At 60.5% G+C, this 19,399-nt stretch carries 22 protein-coding genes, 1 tRNA gene and 1 pseudogene; 19 read left to right on the forward strand and 5 right to left on the reverse strand.

From position 1 onward, the window contains the following. The first annotated feature begins 24 nt into the window (after window positions 1–24). On the forward strand, window positions 25–318 hold the full coding sequence (locus tag I8746_RS22470) for a type II toxin-antitoxin system RelE/ParE family toxin (protein WP_088513028.1): 294 nt from the start codon (window positions 25–27) through the stop codon (window positions 316–318). After that, on the forward strand, window positions 315–611 hold the full coding sequence (locus I8746_RS22475) for an addiction module antidote protein (RefSeq protein ID WP_004576347.1): 297 nt from the start codon (window positions 315–317) through the stop codon (window positions 609–611). The genes I8746_RS22470 and I8746_RS22475 overlap by 4 nt, the downstream gene beginning before the upstream one ends. Window positions 612–621: 10 nt before the next feature. Here I8746_RS22475 and I8746_RS22480 read toward each other — a convergent pair whose 3' ends face one another. Continuing rightward, window positions 622–1,101: a GNAT family N-acetyltransferase gene (locus I8746_RS22480; protein WP_047603278.1), complete on the reverse strand. Its 480-nt coding sequence runs from the start codon at window positions 1,099–1,101 to the stop codon at window positions 622–624. Window positions 1,102–1,271: 170 nt separating this feature from the next. After that, window positions 1,272–1,919, reverse strand: a complete 648-nt coding sequence (locus tag I8746_RS22485) for a trypsin-like peptidase domain-containing protein (protein WP_017148106.1) — start codon at window positions 1,917–1,919, stop codon at window positions 1,272–1,274. A 364-nt stretch (window positions 1,920–2,283) separates the two neighbouring features. Here I8746_RS22485 and I8746_RS22490 point away from each other — a divergent pair, with 364 nt between their 5' ends. Then, window positions 2,284–2,685 carry a VOC family protein gene (locus I8746_RS22490; RefSeq protein ID WP_017148107.1) on the forward strand — a complete coding sequence of 134 codons (402 nt, stop codon included), beginning with the start codon at window positions 2,284–2,286 and terminating at the stop codon, window positions 2,683–2,685. Between the two features lie 15 nt (window positions 2,686–2,700). Here the strand turns inward: I8746_RS22490 and I8746_RS27670 are convergent. Further along, window positions 2,701–2,811 (reverse strand): annotated as a pseudogene (locus I8746_RS27670) (effector protein); the annotation flags it as partial. A gap of 434 nt (window positions 2,812–3,245) precedes the next feature. On the opposite strand from I8746_RS27670, the gene I8746_RS22495 reads away from it, so the two are divergent. Further along, window positions 3,246–4,661 carry an FAD-binding oxidoreductase gene (locus tag I8746_RS22495; RefSeq protein WP_012051240.1) on the forward strand — a complete coding sequence of 472 codons (1,416 nt, stop codon included), beginning with the start codon at window positions 3,246–3,248 and terminating at the stop codon, window positions 4,659–4,661. A 79-nt stretch (window positions 4,662–4,740) separates the two neighbouring features. After that, a complete protein-coding gene (locus I8746_RS22500) occupies window positions 4,741–5,235 on the forward strand; it encodes a RidA family protein (RefSeq protein WP_012051241.1) in 495 nt (164 codons plus the stop codon). A gap of 72 nt (window positions 5,236–5,307) precedes the next feature. Here I8746_RS22500 and I8746_RS22505 read toward each other — a convergent pair. Continuing rightward, window positions 5,308–5,392: transfer RNA gene (locus I8746_RS22505), tRNA-Leu, on the reverse strand. A gap of 105 nt (window positions 5,393–5,497) precedes the next feature. Here I8746_RS22505 and queA point away from each other — a divergent pair. The 6 genes from queA (at window position 5,498) to I8746_RS22535 (ending at window position 11,564) form a co-directional block, all read left to right on the forward strand. Beyond that, window positions 5,498–6,547 carry a tRNA preQ1(34) S-adenosylmethionine ribosyltransferase-isomerase QueA gene (gene queA / locus I8746_RS22510; protein ID WP_004576301.1) on the forward strand — a complete coding sequence of 350 codons (1,050 nt, stop codon included), beginning with the start codon at window positions 5,498–5,500 and terminating at the stop codon, window positions 6,545–6,547. A 14-nt stretch (window positions 6,548–6,561) separates the two neighbouring features. Further along, window positions 6,562–7,677 (forward strand): tRNA guanosine(34) transglycosylase Tgt, encoded by a 1,116-nt coding sequence (tgt, locus tag I8746_RS22515; protein ID WP_003248558.1) that lies wholly within the window; start codon window positions 6,562–6,564, stop codon window positions 7,675–7,677. 42 nt (window positions 7,678–7,719) lie between these two features. Next, entirely contained in the window at window positions 7,720–8,055 is a 336-nt protein-coding gene (gene yajC, locus I8746_RS22520) for a preprotein translocase subunit YajC (RefSeq protein WP_003248556.1), read from the forward strand. 63 nt (window positions 8,056–8,118) lie between these two features. After that, the gene (secD, locus tag I8746_RS22525; protein ID WP_110744937.1) at window positions 8,119–9,981 is read left to right on the forward strand and encodes a protein translocase subunit SecD; all 1,863 of its coding nucleotides are present in this window, start codon (window positions 8,119–8,121) and stop codon (window positions 9,979–9,981) included. 10 nt (window positions 9,982–9,991) lie between these two features. Beyond that, window positions 9,992–10,900 carry a protein translocase subunit SecF gene (secF, locus tag I8746_RS22530; protein ID WP_012051244.1) on the forward strand — a complete coding sequence of 303 codons (909 nt, stop codon included), beginning with the start codon at window positions 9,992–9,994 and terminating at the stop codon, window positions 10,898–10,900. 121 nt (window positions 10,901–11,021) lie between these two features. After that, a complete protein-coding gene (locus I8746_RS22535; protein ID WP_003248550.1) occupies window positions 11,022–11,564 on the forward strand; it encodes a glycine zipper 2TM domain-containing protein in 543 nt (180 codons plus the stop codon). A gap of 168 nt (window positions 11,565–11,732) precedes the next feature. Here I8746_RS22535 and suhB read toward each other — a convergent pair whose 3' ends face one another. Beyond that, a complete protein-coding gene (suhB, locus tag I8746_RS22540; RefSeq protein ID WP_003248548.1) occupies window positions 11,733–12,551 on the reverse strand; it encodes an inositol-phosphate phosphatase in 819 nt (272 codons plus the stop codon). A gap of 151 nt (window positions 12,552–12,702) precedes the next feature. Here suhB and trmJ point away from each other — a divergent pair, with 151 nt between their 5' ends. The 8 genes from trmJ to hscA all read left to right on the forward strand — a co-directional run bounded on the left by trmJ (window position 12,703) and on the right by hscA (window position 19,399). Next, a complete protein-coding gene (gene trmJ, locus I8746_RS22545) occupies window positions 12,703–13,458 on the forward strand; it encodes a tRNA (cytosine(32)/uridine(32)-2'-O)-methyltransferase TrmJ (protein ID WP_029611811.1) in 756 nt (251 codons plus the stop codon). Between the two features lie 4 nt (window positions 13,459–13,462). Then, a complete protein-coding gene (gene cysE / locus I8746_RS22550) occupies window positions 13,463–14,248 on the forward strand; it encodes a serine O-acetyltransferase (RefSeq protein WP_221101072.1) in 786 nt (261 codons plus the stop codon). A gap of 179 nt (window positions 14,249–14,427) precedes the next feature. Further along, the gene (iscR, locus tag I8746_RS22555; protein WP_003248542.1) at window positions 14,428–14,919 is read left to right on the forward strand and encodes a Fe-S cluster assembly transcriptional regulator IscR; all 492 of its coding nucleotides are present in this window, start codon (window positions 14,428–14,430) and stop codon (window positions 14,917–14,919) included. 45 nt (window positions 14,920–14,964) lie between these two features. Further along, window positions 14,965–16,179: an IscS subfamily cysteine desulfurase gene (locus I8746_RS22560; RefSeq protein ID WP_003248541.1), complete on the forward strand. Its 1,215-nt coding sequence runs from the start codon at window positions 14,965–14,967 to the stop codon at window positions 16,177–16,179. Between the two features lie 46 nt (window positions 16,180–16,225). After that, window positions 16,226–16,612 carry a Fe-S cluster assembly scaffold IscU gene (gene iscU, locus I8746_RS22565; RefSeq protein WP_003248539.1) on the forward strand — a complete coding sequence of 129 codons (387 nt, stop codon included), beginning with the start codon at window positions 16,226–16,228 and terminating at the stop codon, window positions 16,610–16,612. A gap of 28 nt (window positions 16,613–16,640) precedes the next feature. After that, the gene (iscA, locus tag I8746_RS22570; RefSeq protein WP_003248536.1) at window positions 16,641–16,964 is read left to right on the forward strand and encodes an iron-sulfur cluster assembly protein IscA; all 324 of its coding nucleotides are present in this window, start codon (window positions 16,641–16,643) and stop codon (window positions 16,962–16,964) included. An 8-nt stretch (window positions 16,965–16,972) separates the two neighbouring features. Next, on the forward strand, window positions 16,973–17,494 hold the full coding sequence (gene hscB / locus I8746_RS22575; protein ID WP_003248535.1) for a co-chaperone HscB: 522 nt from the start codon (window positions 16,973–16,975) through the stop codon (window positions 17,492–17,494). A gap of 42 nt (window positions 17,495–17,536) precedes the next feature. Beyond that, on the forward strand, window positions 17,537–19,399 hold the full coding sequence (hscA, locus tag I8746_RS22580; protein WP_161774104.1) for a Fe-S protein assembly chaperone HscA: 1,863 nt from the start codon (window positions 17,537–17,539) through the stop codon (window positions 19,397–19,399).

Consider the following 19,399-nt stretch of genomic DNA (forward strand, 5'->3'; position numbering starts at 1 on the left):
AGGATACGATTGGGTGACCACTTGATGTTTCTCGTTGAACAGACGGAAAGCTTTGCCGCTTGGCTATCGAGCTTGAGAGATTTGAGGGCCAGGTTGGCGATAGGTCGTAGGCTGGAGCGAGCAGCGGCGGGCAATCTTGGTGACATCAAGTGGCTTGGAGGCGGTATTGGTGAGCTTCGCATCGACGTAGCTGCCGGTTATCGCGTCGATTTCACGCAAAAGGGGCAGAGGTTGGTTTTACTGCTGGTCGGCGGCGACAAGTCCACCCAAGCCGCCGACATCCTCAAAGCCAGAAAGCTGCTGAAGGAGATGAAATGAGCGAAAAATTGATCCCGTTTGATATGGCAGCCTTGTTGAGCAGCGATGAGGCAATCAGTGAATACCTTAGCCAGGTGCTATCAAATGGCGATACCGAGGAAATCATTCGAGCACTTGGCCATATCGCTCGTGCACGGGGCATGACACATATTGCTACGGAGAGTGGGCTGGGTAGAGAAAGCCTGTACAAGGCGCTGAGCCCTGGCGCGAAGCCTCGTTTTGACACTGTATTGAGGGTCATTCGTGCTCTGGGGGTGGACCTTCTCGTTCAGCCACATGCAATGACCCGCTGATCCAGCTCGGTTAAGTCAGTATTTGCTTCATCTGCACCAACGCTACCCGCGTGCCGTCCCACGCCTGCCGCTCCTCGATGCCGAACGGTGTGAAGCCCAGCTGTGGATAAAGCAGCAAGCCTGCGGTGTTGTGATTGAAGCATGACACCCAGACCTCCCGGGCGCTGTACTGCTGGCGGGCGAGGTCGATCATTGCCGTTACCAGATAACGCGCTACACCAAGGCCGCGGGCGCTGGGGGCCACCACTACGTTGCCCAGGGCACATAGGCCGCCATGTTCGGCTTTGTAGAAATTGGCGAAGGCCAGGACAGCGCCGTTATCTTCCACTACCGTGGAGCCGCTGCGTTGGGCTATGGCGTCGCTCAGCTGGTTGGGGGTGAGGGGGTAGGTGGCTTTGGGGAACATGTAGAACAGTTCGTCCGGGCTCTGCGGGAAGCTGCAGATAACGGGGATGTCTTCAGGCCGGATGGGACGATGGGTCAGGTGCATGGCAGGTCCTTCTCGCGTTGGCTGGCAGGGCCTCTTCGCGGGTAAACCCGCTCCCACAGGTACTGCACAAGGCTCAGATCCTGTGCAGGCCCTGTAGGAGCGGGTTTACCCGCGAAGAGGCCATCAGCCTCACATCATAGGCCGCTTTCCATCCAACACCGCGCCCCGATTCACGGCTTGGCGGCCACCGCCACGTAGCCTTTGACCGCAGCCGGCGCCCTCGGCTTGGCCTTGTGCGCCAACAGGTACTGATAGCGCCGCCATTCCTTGTCGATCTCGCTAAACGACATGAACACGCTGATGCGATCTTTACCGGCCAGGTCCGGGCGCTTGCCGGCGTCGATCTCGCTGGTGGGAATGATGGCGACGTTGATGCCTACCACCGTGCCGTCATCGGCAAACACCGGCCCACCCGACATGCCTTTGGTGATCGGGCCGTCATGCACCGAGTAGAAAACACTGCCAGGCGTACCTTCAAGCCGTACCAGCGACGACAGGGCATGGCCCTTGCCCTGCATCGGTATCATGAAACTGTTGAAGCCCACCGCCGTCACGGCTTCCCCTGGCACGTACTGGCGCCAGTGCGGCACGCTGCTGGCTTTGTGCTTGAAGAACACTACGTCACCGAGGCCCTCGTGGACCACGTTGCGCAGGAAGGGGGTGTGTTTGGCGGTTACAGCGTAATCCTCGTTCCACTGGATGGCGCTGGCCATCAGCAACATCGGCAGAGGGGCACCAGAAGTGACCACGAAAGCCTGACTGTAGACGGGATCTGAAACGTACGACGTTGGCACTCCATTGCACCCACTGAGCAGCATCATTGCCGCCATGCAGGGCGCGATTGTTTTCATGTGTCACACAGGGCGTGGAAAAATGGGAACGCAACTATGGCTAAGTGCCATTACGCTAGCAATACTTTCGGCATATATCCGACGAATGACAGCTTAAGTGTTAGTCATGACGGCGGCCAATAGAATGCAGGTATGGCTACAGGTCCCAGAGCCATTGGGGCGGCGTCAAAGTGAAGGGATTTTTTTTCGGGCGGATCTGAGGGTGTGAACTGCATTGAGCTGCATTGGGCGACCACACTGACAAGCTACCTTTTTCAGGGCGACCTGTTCATAGTTGCCAGTCGACTTACCCTGAAAGGAATCAGAACATTGTTTAAGCTAAATCCCCCTGGTGCCGGAGCTGATTGTTTCTGATCTACCTCGCAGCCTGGCATTTTACTGCGGCGTACTCGGCTTCAAGATTGAATACGACCGGCCAGAAGAGCATTTTGCCTTTCTGTCTTTTGGCGGCAGCCAGCTGATGCTGGAGCAGGACTGGCAGAGTGAGTCACCCTGGCGGGTCGGCCCGCTGGAGCCGCCGTATGGTCGAGGCATCAACCTGTCGATCGAATGCGCTGATGCACTGGCCTTGGTCGCGTCGCTGGGGGTTGCGGGGCATAGCATCAGAAAGCCGATTGAAGAGTGTTGGTACCGCCAGGGCGGCATGCTGGTCGGCCAGCGCAATTTCCTGGTGCAGGATCCGGACGGCTACTTGCTTCGGTTTGCTGAAGATCTCGGCGTGAAGAGCGCCTGAGCCACGGGCGGACACACGAAAAATTGACCCCAGGTTGCGCTCGATGGTCTCGCAACGGGTATCCATCTGGATCGGGTGCTCACTGAACCTGAACAGGCTCTGCTAATCCGTGCCGATCCGCTCCATGCCTCCCTGTGCATTGGACAGATCTACCACCGTCGGATCCTGATGCCCTTGTCCACACTGAATATGTGGCAATGAAGTGTTGCCGCATAACGCTATGCACCCACACAGTTACTGAATCCGCAGCGCTTATTGCCCCCGCGCACTTTCGGAACTAAGCCAGCATCTTCGCCCGAACTAACTTCCCTCTTTCGAGTGTTGAGTGTCGCCATATCAACTATTTATGTCACTTGCGCGATAGTTTCAAAATGGCTGAACTAAGTATTTGCCCACAGCGCTTTTTCCCGAAGCGGGTCATCAACAAAATAGCCGCCCTTCAATTTTAAACATCAGCCTGACGCGGTGGCCGAAAGTTGGCCGCGGCGGCTGGCGGCCGGGTAGGTGGCTCGCCGCCTGAGCTGATGAACCCACACCGATTACCAGGAAAGGAAAGTGTCATGGGAATGACGAGGCGTAAATTTTTGATCGGCGGCGGCGTCGTGGCTATTGCAGGTGGCGCAGGCATTCTGACCCCCTTGCTGACCCGCGAAGGCAGGTTGATCCCCGGCAAACCGCGGTTTGGTTTTGTAGAAGGTAGCGAAGGTGCGCTTCCCAAACAGGCAGACGTCGTCGTTGTTGGCGCTGGTATTCTGGGGCTCATGACCGCAATCAATCTTGTCGAGCGTGGCCTCTCGGTAGTCGTCGTTGAAAAAGGTGAGATTGCCGGCGAGCAGTCATGCAGGTTCTATGGTCAGGTCATGACCTACAAGATGCCTGATGCGACGTTCCAGTTGCACCATCTTGCCAAACAACGGTGGCGCGAGATGAATGCCAAAGTGGGTGCAGATACCAGCTATCGCACACAGGGCCGGGTCGAAGTTCCTTTCGATGAAGAAGACCTGGAAAACGTCAGAAAGTGGATCGATGTCAAAAGCCGGGAAGTAGCAGCGGACAACCCCTTCAAGACTCGGATCATTCAGGGGAATGAACTCGAACAGCGGCTGCGCGGTGCATCCTCAAGCTGGAAAATTGCAGGTTTAGAGGAAGACTCCGGTAGCCTGGACGCCGAGCGCGCATCGTTTGTCATGGCGGAGTACGCCAAGAAAATGGGTGTGCGCATCTACACCCACTGCGCCGCAAGGGGCCTGGAAACCCAGGCGGGCGTCATCTCCGATGTGGTGACCGAGAAGGGCGCCATCAGGACTTCTCGCGTGGTCGTGGCAGGCGGCGCCTGGTCCAGGCTGTTCATGCAGAACCTGGGCGTCGATGTGCCTACCTTGCCGGCCTACCAGTCCCAGCAAATCATCAGCGCGGCGCCCCGTGCACCGGGGGGCAACGTTGCATTGCCAGGGAATATCTACTTCCGTGAGCAGGCCGACGGTACATACGCCACCTCGCCGCGCGTCGTCGTTGCCCCGGTGGTCAAAGAATCGTTCATGTATGGTTATAAATACCTGCCATTGCTGGCCATCCCCGACTTCCCGGTGCACATCTCACTCAACAAGCAACTGATCGATTCGTTCACTCAGCCCACCCAGTGGAGGCTGGACGAGGTATCGCCCTTCGAGAAAAACAGGCTGATGACGGCGGCCCCGGATATTCCAGAGCTGGATGCATCTCTGGAAAAGCTCAAAGTCGAGTTCCCTGCCTTCAAAGATGCGAAGTTGATCGATCAGTGGAGCGGTGCCATGGCCATCGCCCCGGATGAGAACCCGATCATTTCGCAGGTCAACGAGTACCCAGGCCTGGTCATCAACACCGCGACCGGTTGGGGTATGACGGAAAGCCCGGTGTCGTCCGAGCTGACGGCAGACCTGCTGCTTGGAAAGGCGCCGGTGCTGGACCCGAAACCCTTCAGTTTGTATCGATTCTAAATACGCATACCGCAATGGAATGACCCGTACACGCATAAACGGTGCGTGTACATTCTTGTGTAACCATCAGGAGAGAAATATGAAATGCGCTTTCAAGACCGTTGCAGCATTGGCGTTGGGAATAGCCGGTGGCAGCGTTCATGCACAAGATATCGTGCGCCATGGCGCAGGTAGTTTCCCTATCTCGTCGGCTGTAGAGATTCCTGCCGGGAAGTCGGTCGTCTATCTGAGCGGTTCCGTCCCGTCGGTGATCCATCCCGATGCGCCCAAGGATTCGCTGGAAGCCTACGGTGATACCAAGGCACAAACCATCAATGTGCTTGAAAGCATCCAGCAGCAGCTGAAAACGCTGGGTCTTGGCCTGACTGACGTGGTGAAGATGCAGGTTTTCCTGGTGGGTGGGCCGGAGAACGGCGGCAAGATGGATTTCGACGGTTTCATGGCTGGCTACACCCAGTTCTTCGGGCCAGCCGCCAAGCAGCCGGTGCTACCTGCGCGCTCGGCGTTCCAGATTGCAGGCCTGGCGCATCCTGCCTGGCGGGTTGAGATCGAAGTGACAGCGGTTCGTCCCTGAGAGGGCCTTGGCCCAGCCCGACAAAATCGTCGGGCAAAAAAAAACCGACCATAAGGTCGGTTTTTCCGGATTTGGTGCCCCGAGGGAGACTCGAACTCCCACTCCTTTCGAAAACGGATTTTGAATCCGCCGCGTCTACCAATTCCGCCATCAGGGCGTGGCGCGCAGTATAAAGAGGTGCCGCTGGTCGGTCAATCGGCTTTCATGGTCAATTTTCACACATTGGGCTAAACTTCCCGGCCCTGCCGAACCGAACATCATCATGCGCGTCGCCGATTTTTCCTTCGAACTCCCTGATTCCCTGATCGCCCGCCACCCGTTGGCCGAGCGCCATGGCAGCCGTCTGCTGGTGCTCGATGGGCCTACCGGCGCGCTGGCGCACCGGCAATTCCCCGACTTGCTCGACTATCTGCGCCCCGGCGACTTGATGGTGTTCAACAACACCCGGGTGATCCCGGCGCGGTTGTTCGGCCAGAAAGCCTCCGGCGGCAAGCTGGAGGTGCTGGTCGAACGCGTGCTCGACAGCCACCGGGTGCTGGCCCATGTGCGCGCCAGCAAGGCGCCCAAGGTTGGCGCGGTCATCCTCATCGATGGCGGTGGCGAGGCCGAAATGGTCGCGCGCCATGACACGCTGTTCGAGCTTCGCTTCACCGAAGAGGTGCTGCCGTTGCTCGACCGTGTCGGCCATATGCCGTTGCCGCCCTATATCGACCGCCCGGACGAGGGCGCCGACCGTGAGCGCTACCAGACCGTGTACGCCCAGCGCGCCGGCGCGGTTGCCGCGCCTACCGCAGGCCTGCACTTTGACGAGGCGCTGCTGGAAAAGATCGCCGACAAGGGCGTCGAGCGCGCTTTCGTCACCCTGCATGTGGGCGCCGGCACCTTCCAGCCGGTGCGGGTCGACAAGATCGAAGACCACCACATGCATAAAGAGTGGCTCGAAGTGGGCCAGGATGTGGTCGATGCCATCGAGGCCTGCCGGGCCCGTGGTGGTCGGGTGATCGCGGTTGGCACCACCAGTGTGCGTTCGCTGGAAAGCGCCGCGCGTGATGGTGTGCTCAAGGCCTTCAGTGGCGACACCGACATCTTCATCTACCCGGGCCGGCCTTTCCATGTGGTCGATGCCCTGGTCACCAACTTCCATCTGCCGGAGTCCACGCTGCTGATGCTGGTCTCGGCTTTCGCCGGCTACCCCGAGACCATGGCTGCCTACGCAGCGGCGGTCGAGCACGGGTACCGCTTCTTCAGTTACGGTGATGCCATGTTCATCACCCGCAATCCGGCGCCACGCGGGCCCGAGGATCAAGCATGAGTCGCACCTGTCGAATGTCCTTCGAACTGCTGGCCACCGACGGCAAGGCCCGTCGGGGTCGCATCACCTTCCCACGCGGCACCGTGGAAACCCCGGCATTCATGCCAGTAGGGACCTATGGCACGGTCAAGGGCATGCTGCCACGCGACATCGAGGCCATCGGCGCCGAGATGATCCTCGGCAACACCTTCCACCTGTGGCTGCGTCCGGGCACCGAGGTGATCAAGAAGCACAACGGCCTGCACGATTTCATGCAGTGGAAAGGCCCGATCCTCACCGACTCCGGTGGTTTCCAGGTATTCAGCCTGGGTGCCATGCGCAAGATCAAGGAAGAGGGCGTGACCTTCGCTTCGCCGGTCGATGGTTCCAAGGTGTTCATGGGCCCGGAAGAGTCGATGCAGGTTCAGCGTGACCTGGGCTCGGACGTGGTAATGATCTTCGACGAGTGCACCCCGTACCCGGCCGAGCACGATGTGGCACGCACTTCCATGGAGCTGTCGCTGCGCTGGGCCCAGCGCTCGAAGAACGCCCATGCCGACAACACCGCAGCGCTGTTCGGCATTGTCCAGGGCGGCATGTACCAGGACCTGCGCATGCGCTCGCTGGAAGGCCTGGAAAACATCGGTTTCGACGGCCTGGCCATTGGCGGCCTGTCGGTGGGCGAGCCCAAGCACGAAATGATCAAGGTGCTGGATTATCTGCCGGACCAGATGCCTGCTGACAAACCTCGTTACCTTATGGGGGTAGGCAAACCGGAAGATCTCGTTGAGGGTGTGCGCCGCGGCGTCGACATGTTCGACTGCGTGATGCCGACGCGTAACGCGCGCAACGGTCATCTGTTCGTTGATACAGGGGTGATCAAGATCCGCAATGCGTTCCATCGTCACGATGAATCGCCGCTGGATCCGACCTGTGACTGCTATACCTGCACCAACTTCTCGCGCGCCTATCTCCATCATCTGGACAAATGCGGCGAAATGCTGAGCAGCATGCTGAATACCATCCACAACTTGCGCCATTATCAGCGCTTGATGGCCGGTTTACGCGAGGCTATTCAACAGGGTAAATTGGCCGCCTTTGTCGACGCCTTCTACGCCAAGCGCGGGCTTCCTGTACCGCCCTTGGACTGACTGTCCGCATCCATTATTAGAAAATTACATTAGGAGTGCCCAATGAGCTTCTTCATCCCCGCCGCATACGCGGACGCTGCAGCACCTGCCGCTGGCCCAGCCGGTACCGGCTTCGAGTGGATTTTCCTGGTCGGTTTCCTGGTCATCTTCTACCTGATGATCTGGCGCCCGCAGGCCAAGCGCGCGAAAGAGCAGAAGAACCTGCTGAGCAACTTGCAGAAAGGTGACGAAGTTGTCACCAACGGCGGCATCGCCGGCAAGATCGTCAAGGTTTCCGATGACTTCGTGGTGCTGGAAGTGTCCGACACTGTCGAGCTGAAGTTCCAGAAGGGTGCCATTGCTGCGACCCTGCCAAAAGGTACGCTCAAGGCTATCTGAGTTACCGGTTTTATTTTCCAGTCGGGGCGCGCAACGCGCCCCGCGTCTTGAACGGGCGGCGTGATGCTGAACAAATATCCTCTGTGGAAATATGCACTGATCGTGCTGGTACTGGTGGTCGGTTTCATTTATTCCGCTCCCAACCTCTACCCGGATGACCCGGCGGTACAGATCAGCGGTGCCAGCTCGGCGCTGCAGGTGAATCAGGCCGACCTTGATCGCGTCAGCAAGGCGCTGGTCGATGCCAAGATCGCTGTCAAGGGCGCAAGCCTGGGTGAAAAGGGCAGCGGGCTGATCCGCCTGACCAATCAGGAAGACCAGCTGCCAGCCAAGGATGTAGTGCGCAAGGCACTGGGCGATGATTACGTCGTGGCCCTGAACCTGGCCCAGACTACCCCGCAATGGCTGCGCAACCTGGGCGCAAGCCCGATGAAACTGGGCCTGGACCTGTCTGGTGGTGTGCACTTCCTGCTGGAAGTGGACATGGACAAGGCCATGACTGCCCGCATGAAAGTCTACGAAGGCGAGGTCAAGACCTTGCTGCGCAAAGAGCGCGTCCGCTACCGCAGCCTGCCTCAGCAGGATGGCGGCATCATGCTGGGCTTCGCTGACGATGCCACCCGCGAACAGGCACGTGCCCTGATCCGCAAGAATTTCAATGATTTCGACCTGACCACCACCGATCGCAACGAGCTTGCGGTGCTGCGTCTGGCGCTGACCCAGGCGAAAGTCGCCGAGATCCGCGAATACTCGATCAAGCAGAACCTCACCACCGTGCGCAACCGCGTGAACGAGCTGGGTGTGGCAGAGCCTCTGGTACAGCGCCAGGGCGCCAACCGTATCGTGGTCGAGCTGCCAGGCGTGCAGGACACCGCCGAAGCCAAGCGTATCCTTGGTAAAACGGCCAACCTGGAGTTCCGCTTCGGTGCCGAACCGGGTGCATCCAAGGCCACTACCGAGGTGTTCGAGTTCCGTGAGGGCGGCCGCTCCGCCGCAGTCGAGCGGGGCCTGATCATCACGGGTGACCAGGTTACCGACGCCCAGGCCAGCTTCGACGAGCATGGCCGCCCGCAGGTGAACATTCGCCTGGATGGCCACGGTGGCGAGCTGATGAGCCGCGCAACACGCAGCAACGTCGGCCGCAGCATGGCGGTGATCTTCATCGAGCAGAAGCCGGTTACCCGCTACGTCAAGCAAACCGTCGACGGCGTCGAGAAGGACGTTGCCGTACAAAGCTTCGTCGAAGAGAAAAAAATCATCAGCCTGGCGACCATCCAGTCGCCGCTTGGCAGCCAGTTCCGCATCACCGGCCTGAACGGCCAGGGCGAATCGTCCGAGTTGGCCCTGCTGCTGCGTGCTGGTGGTCTGGCCGCGCCGATGTACTTCGCTGAAGAGCGTACCATTGGTCCAAGCCTGGGTGCTGACAACATCACCAAGGGTATCGATGCGTCGCTGTGGGGCATGCTGTTCGTCTCGCTGTTCATCATCGCCATCTACCGCGGCTTCGGCGTGATCGCCACCATCGCCCTGGCGGGCAACATGGTCCTGCTGCTGGCGTTGATGTCGCTGCTGGGCGCTACCCTGACGCTGCCGGGTATTGCCGGTATCGTGCTGACCATGGGTATGGCGGTGGACGCCAACGTGCTGATCTTCTCGCGTATCCGCGAGGAGCTGAAAGCCGGCATGTCGGTGCAGCGTGCCATCCACGAAGGCTTCAATCGTGCGTACACCGCGATCATCGACGCCAACCTGACCAGCCTGCTGGTCGGCGGTATCCTGTTCGCCATGGGTACCGGCCCGGTCAAAGGCTTTGCGGTTACCATGTCCCTCGGGATTTTCACCTCGATGTTCACCGCCGTCATGGTGACCCGCGCAATGGTCAACCTGACCTGCGGCGGGCGTGACATCAAGAAGCTGTGGGTTTGAGGGAGCTGCGATGAAAACCATCAACTTCATGGGCGTGCGCAATGTCGCGTTCGCCATTACCGTTCTCCTCACCGTGCTGGCGCTGTTCAGCTGGTGGCAGAAGGGCCTTAACTTCGGCCTGGACTTCACCGGTGGTACGCTGATCGAGCTGACTTACGAGCGCCCGGCCGACCTCAAGGCAGTGCGTGCCGAGTTGGTCGACTCCGGTTTCCACGAGGCGGTAGTGCAGAGCTTTGGCGCTACCACTGACTTGCTGGTGCGTATGCCAGGCGATGACCCGCAGCTGGGCAACAAGGTCGCTGCTGCGCTGCAAAAGGCCGGGGGTGACAACCCGGCCACGGTCAAGCGTGTCGAGTTCGTCGGCCCGCAGGTCGGTGAAGAGCTGCGCGACCAGGGTGGCATGGGCATGCTCCTGGCCCTGGGCGGTATCCTCATCTACCTGGCCTTCCGTTTTCAGTGGAAGTTCGCCGTGGGGGCGATCGTTTCGCTGATCCACGACGTGGTTGTGACCCTGGGTATCCTGTCGTTCTTCCAGATCACCTTCGATCTGACGGTGTTGGCAGCGGTGCTGGCGATCATCGGCTACTCGCTGAACGACACCATCGTCGTGTTCGACCGGGTACGTGAAAACTTCCGCGTCATGCGCAAGGCATCGCTGATCGAAAACATCAACGTTTCCACCACCCAGACCTTGCTGCGCACCATCGCCACTTCGGTTTCGACCTTGCTGGCCATTGCTGCGCTGCTGTTCTTCGGGGGTGACAACCTGTTCGGTTTCTCGCTCGCCCTGTTCATTGGTGTCATGGCCGGTACCTACTCGTCGATCTATATCGCCAACGTGGTGCTGATCTGGCTGAACCTGAACAGCGAAGACCTGATCCCGCCGACCAAGGCCGAGGGTGTGGATGATCGTCCGTAAGGGCTAGTCCATCACCGCCTGGCGGTGTAAAAGGCGCGAGTATTGAACTCGCGCCTTTTTTTTTGCTCCAAGGCTGGGAGAAGCGCGGGTTGATACCCGCTGGTACGATCAGGAGGTCCACGTGAACAAATCAATGCTGGTGGGTGCGGTGCTGGGTGCTGTCGGTGTGACTGCCGGAGGTGCTGTCGCGACCTACAGCTTGGTCAACAAGGGGCCTGAGTATGCCCAGGTCACCGACGTGCAGCCGATCAAGCAACAGGTGAAAACCCCGCGCGAAGTGTGCAAGGACGTTACCGTTACGCGCCAGGCGCCGGTCAAGGACCAGCATCAGATCGCCGGCACTGTCGTGGGTGCGCTGGCCGGTGGCTTGCTGGGTAACCAGATCGGTGGTGGCACCGGCAAGAAGATTGCCACGGTGGCCGGTGCGGTCGGTGGTGGTTATGCCGGTAACAAGGTGCAGGAAGGCATGCAGGAGCGTGATACCTACACAACCACGCAAACTCGCTGCAACACGGTCAACGACATCAGCGAGAAGGTGGTGGGCTACAACGTGACCTACTCCATCGGTGATCAGGTAGGCAAGGTGAAGATGGATCGCGAGCCGGGATCGACCATTCCGCTGGACAAGAATGGCAAGTTGATCCTGAGCGAAGCGGGTCAGTAATTTGCGTGGCCTGTGTCGGCCTTTTCGCGGGTAAACCCGCTCCTACAGGGGCAATGCGATCCATGTAGGAGCGGGTTTACCCGCGAAGAGGCCGGCACAGGCCGCGCAAAACCACCAGGCACAAAAAAGCACCTCAAGAGGTGCTTTTTGTTTGCCGCCAATCTGCGCTTAGCGCTTCATGCTTTCTGGCAGGTGCGGCTGGATGGCAGTCAGTACTGCCTTGAAGCACTTGATGTTGCCTGCAACGATGTGACCTTTGTCGAGGAAGTCGTGGCCACCGTTGAAGTCGCTCACCAGGCCACCGGCTTCCTGGATCAGCAGTACGCCAGCTGCCATGTCCCATTCGGACAGGCCCGACTCCCAGAAGGCGTCGAAGCGGCCAGCAGCCACATAGGCCAGGTCCAGGCTGGCGGAGCCGGCGCGGCGGATGCCGGCGGTCTGGCCGGTCAAGGCGCGGAACATGCCCAGGTAGTTGTCCATGTCCGCCATCTGGCCGTCACGGAACGGGAAGCCGGTGCCCAGCAGGGCGCCTTCCAGGCTTGTGCGCGAGCTGACGCGCAGGCGGCGGCCATTGAGTTGGGCGCCACGGCCACGGCTGGCGGTGAATTCTTCCTGGCGAACCGGGTCGACGATCACGGCGTGCTCAAGGCGGCCGCGGTATTTGCAGGCGATGCTGACGGCGAAGTGCGGGATGCCGCGCAGGAAGTTGGTGGTGCCGTCCAGCGGGTCGATGATCCACAGGTAATCTTTGCCTTCTTCGCCGCTACCCGCGTGCAGGCCGGTTTCCTCGCCCTGGATGGAGTGGTTCGGGTAGGCCTTGCGCAGGGCGTTGACGATGCTCTGCTCGGCGGCGCGATCGACTTCGGAAACGTAGTCCTTGGCCTCTTTCTCATCGACCTTGATGCTATCCAGGCGTTCGATGGAGCGGAAAATCAGTTCACTGGCGCTGCGAGCGGCGCGCAGGGCGATATTCAGCATAGGCTGCATGGGCGGGTCACCTGGAGATGTTAAAGAAGAAAGCCGATCATTCTAGCAGAAAACTTTGGCGGCAGAAGTGTCACATTTGCTTTCATGGCGTTACGTCTGTCGGTTCTGTAAGATCGAAGGCCCTGATTCCTGCATCTGTGAGCACAACACCTTGCTGCAAAATATTCGTGTTGTTCTGGTCAATACCAGCCACCCCGGCAACATCGGCGGCGCTGCGCGTGCCATGAAAAACATGGGCTTGTCGCGTCTGGTGCTGGTGCAGCCGAAAGAATTCCCCGCCGTGGATGCCAGTGCCCGTGCTTCGGGCGCCGACGATGTGCTGGATAACGCCCAGGTGGTCGACAGCCTCGAACAGGCGCTGGTCGGCTGCAACCTGGTGATGGGCACCAGCGCCCGCGAGCGCAGCATTCCCTGGCCGTTGATCGGCCCGCGTGAATGCGGTGCCAAGGCGGTGGAGCATGCCAAAGGCGGCGAGGAAATCGCCCTGGTGTTCGGGCGCGAGCACGCCGGCCTGACCAACGAAGAACTGCAGCGATGTCATTTCCACGTGCACATTCCCTCCAACCCCGACTTCAGCTCGCTGAACCTGGCGGCTGCCGTGCAGGTGCTCTCCTACGAGGTGCGCATGGCCTGGCTGGCTGCCGGTGAAGCACCGGGCAAAGTCGAGAAGGTTGACGCCGCTGAGCTGGCGACCATGGATGAAATGGAGCTGTTCTACGACCACCTGGAGAAAACCCTGGTGGGCATCGGCTTCCTCGACCCCGAAAAGCCCAAGCACCTGATGCCGCGCCTGCGCCGGCTGTATGGGCGGGTGGCGGTCGAGCGTTCGGAAATGAGCATTTTGCGCGGCATCCTCACCGAGACCCAGAAAGTGGTCCGGGGCGAGCCGCATAAACGGAAGGACTGACCAGATGTTCGAACGCCTGCGTGAAGATATTCAAAGTGTATTCCACCGTGACCCGGCTGCACGCACTGCCTTCGAGGTGCTCACCTGCTACCCCGGCATGCATGCCATCTGGCTGCACCGCCTGGGCAATGCGCTGTGGAGGCGTGATTTCAAATGGCTGGCCCGGCTGGTGTCGAACTTCGGTCGCTGGCTGACCGGTATCGAAATCCACCCTGGCGCCACCATTGGCCGGCGCTTTTTCATCGACCACGGTATGGGCATCGTCATTGGCGAAACCGCCGAGATCGGTGATGACGTCACCCTGTACCAGGGGGTGACGCTCGGTGGCACCAGCTGGAACAAGGGCAAGCGCCACCCCACCTTGGAAAACGGCGTGGTGGTAGGGGCGGGTGCCAAGGTGTTGGGGCCTTTCACGGTCGGCGCCGGGGCCAAGATCGGTTCCAATGCGGTGGTCACCAAGGCGGTGCCGGCCGGGGCTACGGCGGTAGGCATTCCGGGGCGGATCATCGTCAAGAGCGAGGACACCGAAGTCGAAGCCAAGCGTAAGGCAATGGCCGAGAAGATCGGCTTTGACGCCTATGGTGTCAGTGGCGACATGCCCGATCCGGTGGCGCGGGCCATCGGCCAGATGCTCGATCATCTGCAGGCCGTCGACGAACGGTTGGAGGGTATGTGTGGCGCGCTGACCAAGATGGGCAGTGACTATTGCGCCAAGGAACTGCCGGCCTTGCCGGAGGACGACTTCACTGAGGTTACCCAGGTGGCCCAGCGCGACACTCAGTCGCATTGATCGCGCCGCACTGAAGTCATGGTGGCATGTGGGGCGTGTGCTCGCGCCCCTCGTCTGCTACAATCGCGCCCGCCTCCCTGATGCAAACCCGACTAAAGCAGTAGGTCTAATAGTTGACTTAAATGCTCGGGAATCGCATACTCGCACACATCCTGAAACTCCCGTGGTACCCAATAGCCATGCGACTGACTACCAAAGGCCGATACGCCGTGACCGCCATGCTCGACCTGGCGTTGCACGCGAAGCATGGGCCGGTGTCTTTGGCCGATATTTCCGAGCGCCAGGGCATTTCCCTCTCTTATCTGGAGCAGCTGTTCGCCAAGCTGCGTCGCAGCAGCCTGGTTTCCAGTGTGCGCGGTCCAGGCGGCGGCTACCAGCTGTCGCGGGGCATGGAAACCATCCAGGTGGCCCAGGTCATCGACGCGGTCAACGAGTCGGTCGATGCCACCCGTTGCCAGGGGCTCGGGGACTGCCATGCCGGTGATACCTGCCTGACCCACCACCTGTGGTGCGACCTCAGCCAGCAGATCCATGAATTCCTCAGCGGCATAAGCCTGGCCGACCTCGTCAAGCGCCGTGATGTGCAGGAAGTCGCCCAGCGCCAGGACCTGCGCCGTGTCGCAGGACGAACCGCCCAGCTGGACAAGATTGAGACGTCTGCCGTCGATTGATCCCCTGGGACGACGAGCGACGCCACCGCCTGATAGGAGAGACAAATGAAGTTGCCGATCTACCTTGATTACTCTGCGACCACTCCGGTCGACCCACGCGTGGCCCAGAAGATGGCCGACTGCCTGCTGGTCGACGGGAACTTCGGTAACCCGGCCTCGCGCTCCCACGTCTTTGGCTGGAAAGCCGAGGAAGCGGTGGAGAACGGTCGCCGCCAGGTTGCCGAGCTGATCAACGCCGATCCGCGCGAAATCGTCTGGACCAGCGGTGCCACCGAGTCCGACAACCTCGCGCTCAAAGGTGTCGCGCACTTCTATCAGACCAAGGGCAAGCACATCATTACCTCCAAGATCGAGCACAAGGCGGTCCTGGATACCGCTCGCCAGCTGGAGCGCGAAGGTTTTGAAGTCACTTACCTGGAGCCAGGCGAAGACGGCATCGTCACCCCGGCCATGGTAGAAGCGGTGCTGCGCGACGACACCATCCTGGTCTCGCTGATGCATGTGAACAACGAAGTCGGCTCGATCAACGACATTGCTGCCATCGGTGAACTGACCCGTTCGCGCGGCGTATTGTTCCATGTCGACGCCGCCCAATCGGCCGGCAAGGTCGAAATCGACCTGCAAAAGCTGAAAGTCGACCTGATGTCGTTCTCGGCGCACAAGGTCTATGGCCCGAAAGGCATCGGCGCGCTGTACGTCAGCCGCAAGCCGCGTGTACGTCTTGAAGCCATCATTCACGGCGGCGGTCATGAGCGCGGCATGCGTTCGGGCACCCTGCCGACCCACCAGATCGTCGGCATGGGCGAAGCCTTCGCCATTGCCAAGCAGGAAATGGTTGCAGAAAACGCACGCATCAAGGCCCTGAGCGACCGCTTCTTCAAGCAGGTCTCAAACCTTGAAGAGCTTTACGTCAATGGCAGCCAGACAGCACGTGTACCGCACAACCTGAACCTGAGCTTCAACTACGTCGAAGGCGAATCGCTGCTGATGTCGCTGAAAGACATCGCCGTATCGTCCGGTTCGGCCTGTACCTCCGCGTCGCTCGAGCCGTCCTACGTACTGCGTGCTCTGGGCCGCAACGACGAGCTGGCGCACAGCTCGATCCGCTTCTCCTTCGGCCGTTTCACCACCGAAGAAGAAGTCGACTACGCCGCGCAGAAAGTCTGCGAGGCCGTCAACAAACTGCGTGAGCTGTCGCCGCTGTGGGATATGTACAAAGACGGCGTTGACATCTCCAAGATCGAGTGGGCCGCCCACTAAGCAGTCGCCGGCAAGAGCGGCTCCCTGATGAGGAAGGAATTGCACCATGGCATACAGTGAAAAGGTCATCGACCACTACGAAAACCCGCGCAACGTCGGCAAGATGAATGCCGAAGACCCGGATGTCGGCACCGGCATGGTCGGCGCCCCGGCCTGCGGTGACGTGATGCGCCTGCAGATCAAGGTAAACGAGCAGGGCGTTATCGAAGACGCCAAGTTCAAGACCTACGGCTGCGGTTCGGCCATCGCGTCCAGTTCCCTCGCCACCGAGTGGATGAAGGGCAAGACCCTGGACGAGGCCGAAACCATCAAGAATACCCAACTGGCCGAAGAGCTGGCGTTGCCGCCGGTCAAGATTCACTGCTCGGTACTCGCCGAAGATGCCATCAAGGCAGCCGTACGCGACTACAAGCAGAAGAAAGGCTTGATCTAAGTCGCCTGTTGCAAGGTAAGGAGTTCTGATGGCTATCAGCATGACAGAAGCCGCCGCCAACCACATTCGCCGCTCCCTCGACGGGCGCGGCAAAGGTGAGGGCATTCGCCTGGGCGTGCGCACCACCGGTTGCTCGGGTCTGGCCTACGTGCTGGAATTCGTCGACGAACTGGCGGACGAAGACCAGGTGTTCGAAAACCATGGCGTCAAGGTGATCATCGATCCCAAGAGCCTGGTCTACCTCGATGGCACCGAACTGGATTTCGTCAAGGAAGGGTTGAACGAAGGCTTCAAGTTCAACAACCCCAACGTGCGCGGTGAGTGTGGCTGCGGCGAAAGCTTCAACGTTTGAGGCTGGCTGTGGGTACTCCTTGTCATTACGCATTGTTTGACCTCCAGCCAAGCTTCCGTCTGGATCTCGACAAGCTGGCCACTCGCTATCGCGAGCTGGCCCGCGAAGTCCATCCCGACCGCTTTGCCGACGCCTCCGAGCGTGAGCAGCGGGTAGCGCTGGAAAAGTCCGCAGCACTCAACGACGCCTACCAGACCCTGCGCAGTGCGCCGCGGCGCGCCCGCTATCTGCTGGCCATCAGCGGCCATGAAGTGCCTCAGGAAGTCACGGTCCACGACCCTGACTTCCTGTTGCAGCAGATGCAGTGGCGTGAAGAGCTCGAGGAGTTGCAGGACGAAGCCGACCTTGATGGTGTCGGCGTGTTCAAGAAGCGCCTCAAGGCTGCCCAGGACACGCTGAACGAGGACTTTGCCGCCTGCTGGGATGCCCCAGGCGAGCGCGACAAGGCCGAGCGCCTGATGCGCCGCATGCAGTTCCTCGACAAGCTCGCCCAAGAAGTGCGCCAACTGGAAGAGCGCCTCGACGATTAACCCGGTGTTGCCCGTGATGACACCTAAGGTATTCAGATAAGCATGGCCCTACTGCAGATTGCCGAACCCGGTCAAAGCCCTCAGCCGCACCAGCGCCGCCTGGCGGTGGGGATCGACCTGGGCACCACCAACTCAATGGTCGCTGCACTGCGCAGCGGTCGTAGCGAGCCCCTGCCCGATGCGCAGGGTAACGTCATTCTGCCGTCCGCGGTGCGCTACCTCGAAGGGCGCAACGAAGTGGGGCAGGCCGCGCGTGATGCTGCCTCCAGTGACCCCCTGAACACCGTGCTGTCGGTCAAGCGCCTGATGGGGCGCGGCTTGGCCGACGTCAAGCAGCTGGGCGAGCAACTGCCATACCGCTTTGTGGGTGGTGAGTCGCACATGCCGTTCATCGACACCGTGCAGGGGCCGAAAAGCCCGGTGGAAGTGTCTGCCGACATCCTGAAGGTGTTGCGCGAACGTGCCGAAGCTACCTTGGGTGGCGAGCTGGTAGGCGCGGTGATCACCGTGCCGGCCTATTTCGATGACGCCCAGCGTCAGGCTACCAAAGATGCTGCGCGTCTGGCCGGCCTGAACGTGCTGCGCCTGCTCAACGAACCGACTGCGGCCGCCGTAGCCTACGGCCTGGACCAGAACGCCGAAGGCGTGGTGGCCATCTATGATCTGGGCGGCGGTACTTTCGATATTTCCATCCTGCGCCTGACCGCTGGCGTATTTGAAGTGCTGGCCACCGGTGGTGATACCGCCCTTGGGGGGGATGACTTCGATCACACTATTGCCGGCTGGATCATCGAACAGGCGGGTTTGTCGTCTGACCTCGACCCGGCTACCCAGCGCGCGCTGCTGCAAACCGCTTGCGCCGCCAAGGAGGCCCTGACCGACGCTGACGTGGTCAGTGTCAGCCACGGTGCCTGGCACGGTGAGCTGACCCGCAGCGCCTTCGAAGCCATGATCGAACCATTGGTTGCCCGCAGCCTGAAGGCTTGCCGCCGTGCCGTGCGCGACAGTGGCGTCGAGCTGGAAGAGGTCAGCGCCGTAGTCATGGTCGGTGGTTCTACCCGCGTGCCGCGTGTGCGTGAGGCCGTCGGTGCACTGTTCGGGCGCACCCCGCTGACCTCGATCGACCCAGACCAGGTGGTGGCCATCGGTGCCGCCATCCAGGCTGACACCTTGGCCGGCAACCGCCGCGAAGGTGGCGAGCTGCTGCTGCTCGATGTCATCCCGCTGTCGCTTGGTCTTGAGACCATGGGCGGGCTGATGGAGAAAGTGATCCCGCGTAACACCACCATTCCGGTGGCGCGTGCTCAGGAATTCACCACGTACAAAGACGGCCAGTCGGCCATGATGATCCACGTCCTGCAGGGCGAGCGCGAGCTGATCAGTGACTGCCGTTCGCTGGCCCGCTTCGAGTTGCGCGGCATTCCGGCCATGGTTGCCGGTGCTGCGAAAATCCGCGTCACCTTCCAGGTGGACGCCGATGGCCTGCTCAGCGTCGCTGCCCGCGAGCTGGGTTCGGGCGTTGAAGCCAGCATTCAGGTCAAGCCGTCCTACGGCCTGACCGACGGCGAAATCGCCCGCATGCTCAAGGATTCCTTCGAGCACGCCGGTTCCGACAAGCACGCCCGCCAGTTGCGTGAGCATCAGGTAGATGGCGAGCGGCTGCTCGAGGCGGTACAGGGCGCCCTGGACGCCGACGGCGAGCGCCTGCTCAGCAGTGACGAGCGCGACGCCATCGAATTCCAGATGCAAGAACTACGTGATTTGCTGGCCGGCACCGATGGCGCAGCCATCGAGCAACAGACCAAGCGTCTGTCGCAGGTGACCGATGCATTTGCCGCCCGTCGCCTTGATTCGACGGTCAAAGCCGCACTGGCCGGGCGCAACCTGAATGAGATCGAGGAGTAA

It is taken from the genome of Pseudomonas sp. USTB-Z, assembly GCF_019691255.1.
Taxonomy (GTDB): Bacteria; Pseudomonadota; Gammaproteobacteria; order Pseudomonadales; family Pseudomonadaceae; genus Aquipseudomonas; species Aquipseudomonas alloputida.

What these genes read in the sequence shown, in the direction of transcription:
- I8746_RS22470 (WP_088513028.1), top strand. Translation starts at nt 25, where the DNA reads ATGTTTCTCGTTGAACAGACGGAAAGCTTTGCCGCTTGGCTATCGAGC.
- I8746_RS22475 (WP_004576347.1), top strand. Translation starts at nt 315, where the DNA reads ATGAGCGAAAAATTGATCCCGTTTGATATGGCAGCCTTGTTGAGCAGC.
- I8746_RS22480 (WP_047603278.1), bottom strand. Translation starts at nt 1,101, where the DNA reads ATGCACCTGACCCATCGTCCCATCCGGCCTGAAGACATCCCCGTTATC.
- I8746_RS22485 (WP_017148106.1), bottom strand. Translation starts at nt 1,919, where the DNA reads ATGCTGCTCAGTGGGTGCAATGGAGTGCCAACGTCGTACGTTTCAGAT.
- I8746_RS22495 (WP_012051240.1), top strand. Translation starts at nt 3,246, where the DNA reads ATGGGAATGACGAGGCGTAAATTTTTGATCGGCGGCGGCGTCGTGGCT.
- I8746_RS22500 (WP_012051241.1), top strand. Translation starts at nt 4,741, where the DNA reads ATGAAATGCGCTTTCAAGACCGTTGCAGCATTGGCGTTGGGAATAGCC.
- queA (WP_004576301.1), top strand. Translation starts at nt 5,498, where the DNA reads ATGCGCGTCGCCGATTTTTCCTTCGAACTCCCTGATTCCCTGATCGCC.
- tgt (WP_003248558.1), top strand. Translation starts at nt 6,562, where the DNA reads ATGTCCTTCGAACTGCTGGCCACCGACGGCAAGGCCCGTCGGGGTCGC.
- yajC (WP_003248556.1), top strand. Translation starts at nt 7,720, where the DNA reads ATGAGCTTCTTCATCCCCGCCGCATACGCGGACGCTGCAGCACCTGCC.
- secD (WP_110744937.1), top strand. Translation starts at nt 8,119, where the DNA reads ATGCTGAACAAATATCCTCTGTGGAAATATGCACTGATCGTGCTGGTA.
- secF (WP_012051244.1), top strand. Translation starts at nt 9,992, where the DNA reads ATGAAAACCATCAACTTCATGGGCGTGCGCAATGTCGCGTTCGCCATT.
- suhB (WP_003248548.1), bottom strand. Translation starts at nt 12,551, where the DNA reads ATGCAGCCTATGCTGAATATCGCCCTGCGCGCCGCTCGCAGCGCCAGT.
- cysE (WP_221101072.1), top strand. Translation starts at nt 13,463, where the DNA reads ATGTTCGAACGCCTGCGTGAAGATATTCAAAGTGTATTCCACCGTGAC.
- iscR (WP_003248542.1), top strand. Translation starts at nt 14,428, where the DNA reads ATGCGACTGACTACCAAAGGCCGATACGCCGTGACCGCCATGCTCGAC.
- I8746_RS22560 (WP_003248541.1), top strand. Translation starts at nt 14,965, where the DNA reads ATGAAGTTGCCGATCTACCTTGATTACTCTGCGACCACTCCGGTCGAC.
- iscU (WP_003248539.1), top strand. Translation starts at nt 16,226, where the DNA reads ATGGCATACAGTGAAAAGGTCATCGACCACTACGAAAACCCGCGCAAC.
- iscA (WP_003248536.1), top strand. Translation starts at nt 16,641, where the DNA reads ATGGCTATCAGCATGACAGAAGCCGCCGCCAACCACATTCGCCGCTCC.
- hscA (WP_161774104.1), top strand. Translation starts at nt 17,537, where the DNA reads ATGGCCCTACTGCAGATTGCCGAACCCGGTCAAAGCCCTCAGCCGCAC.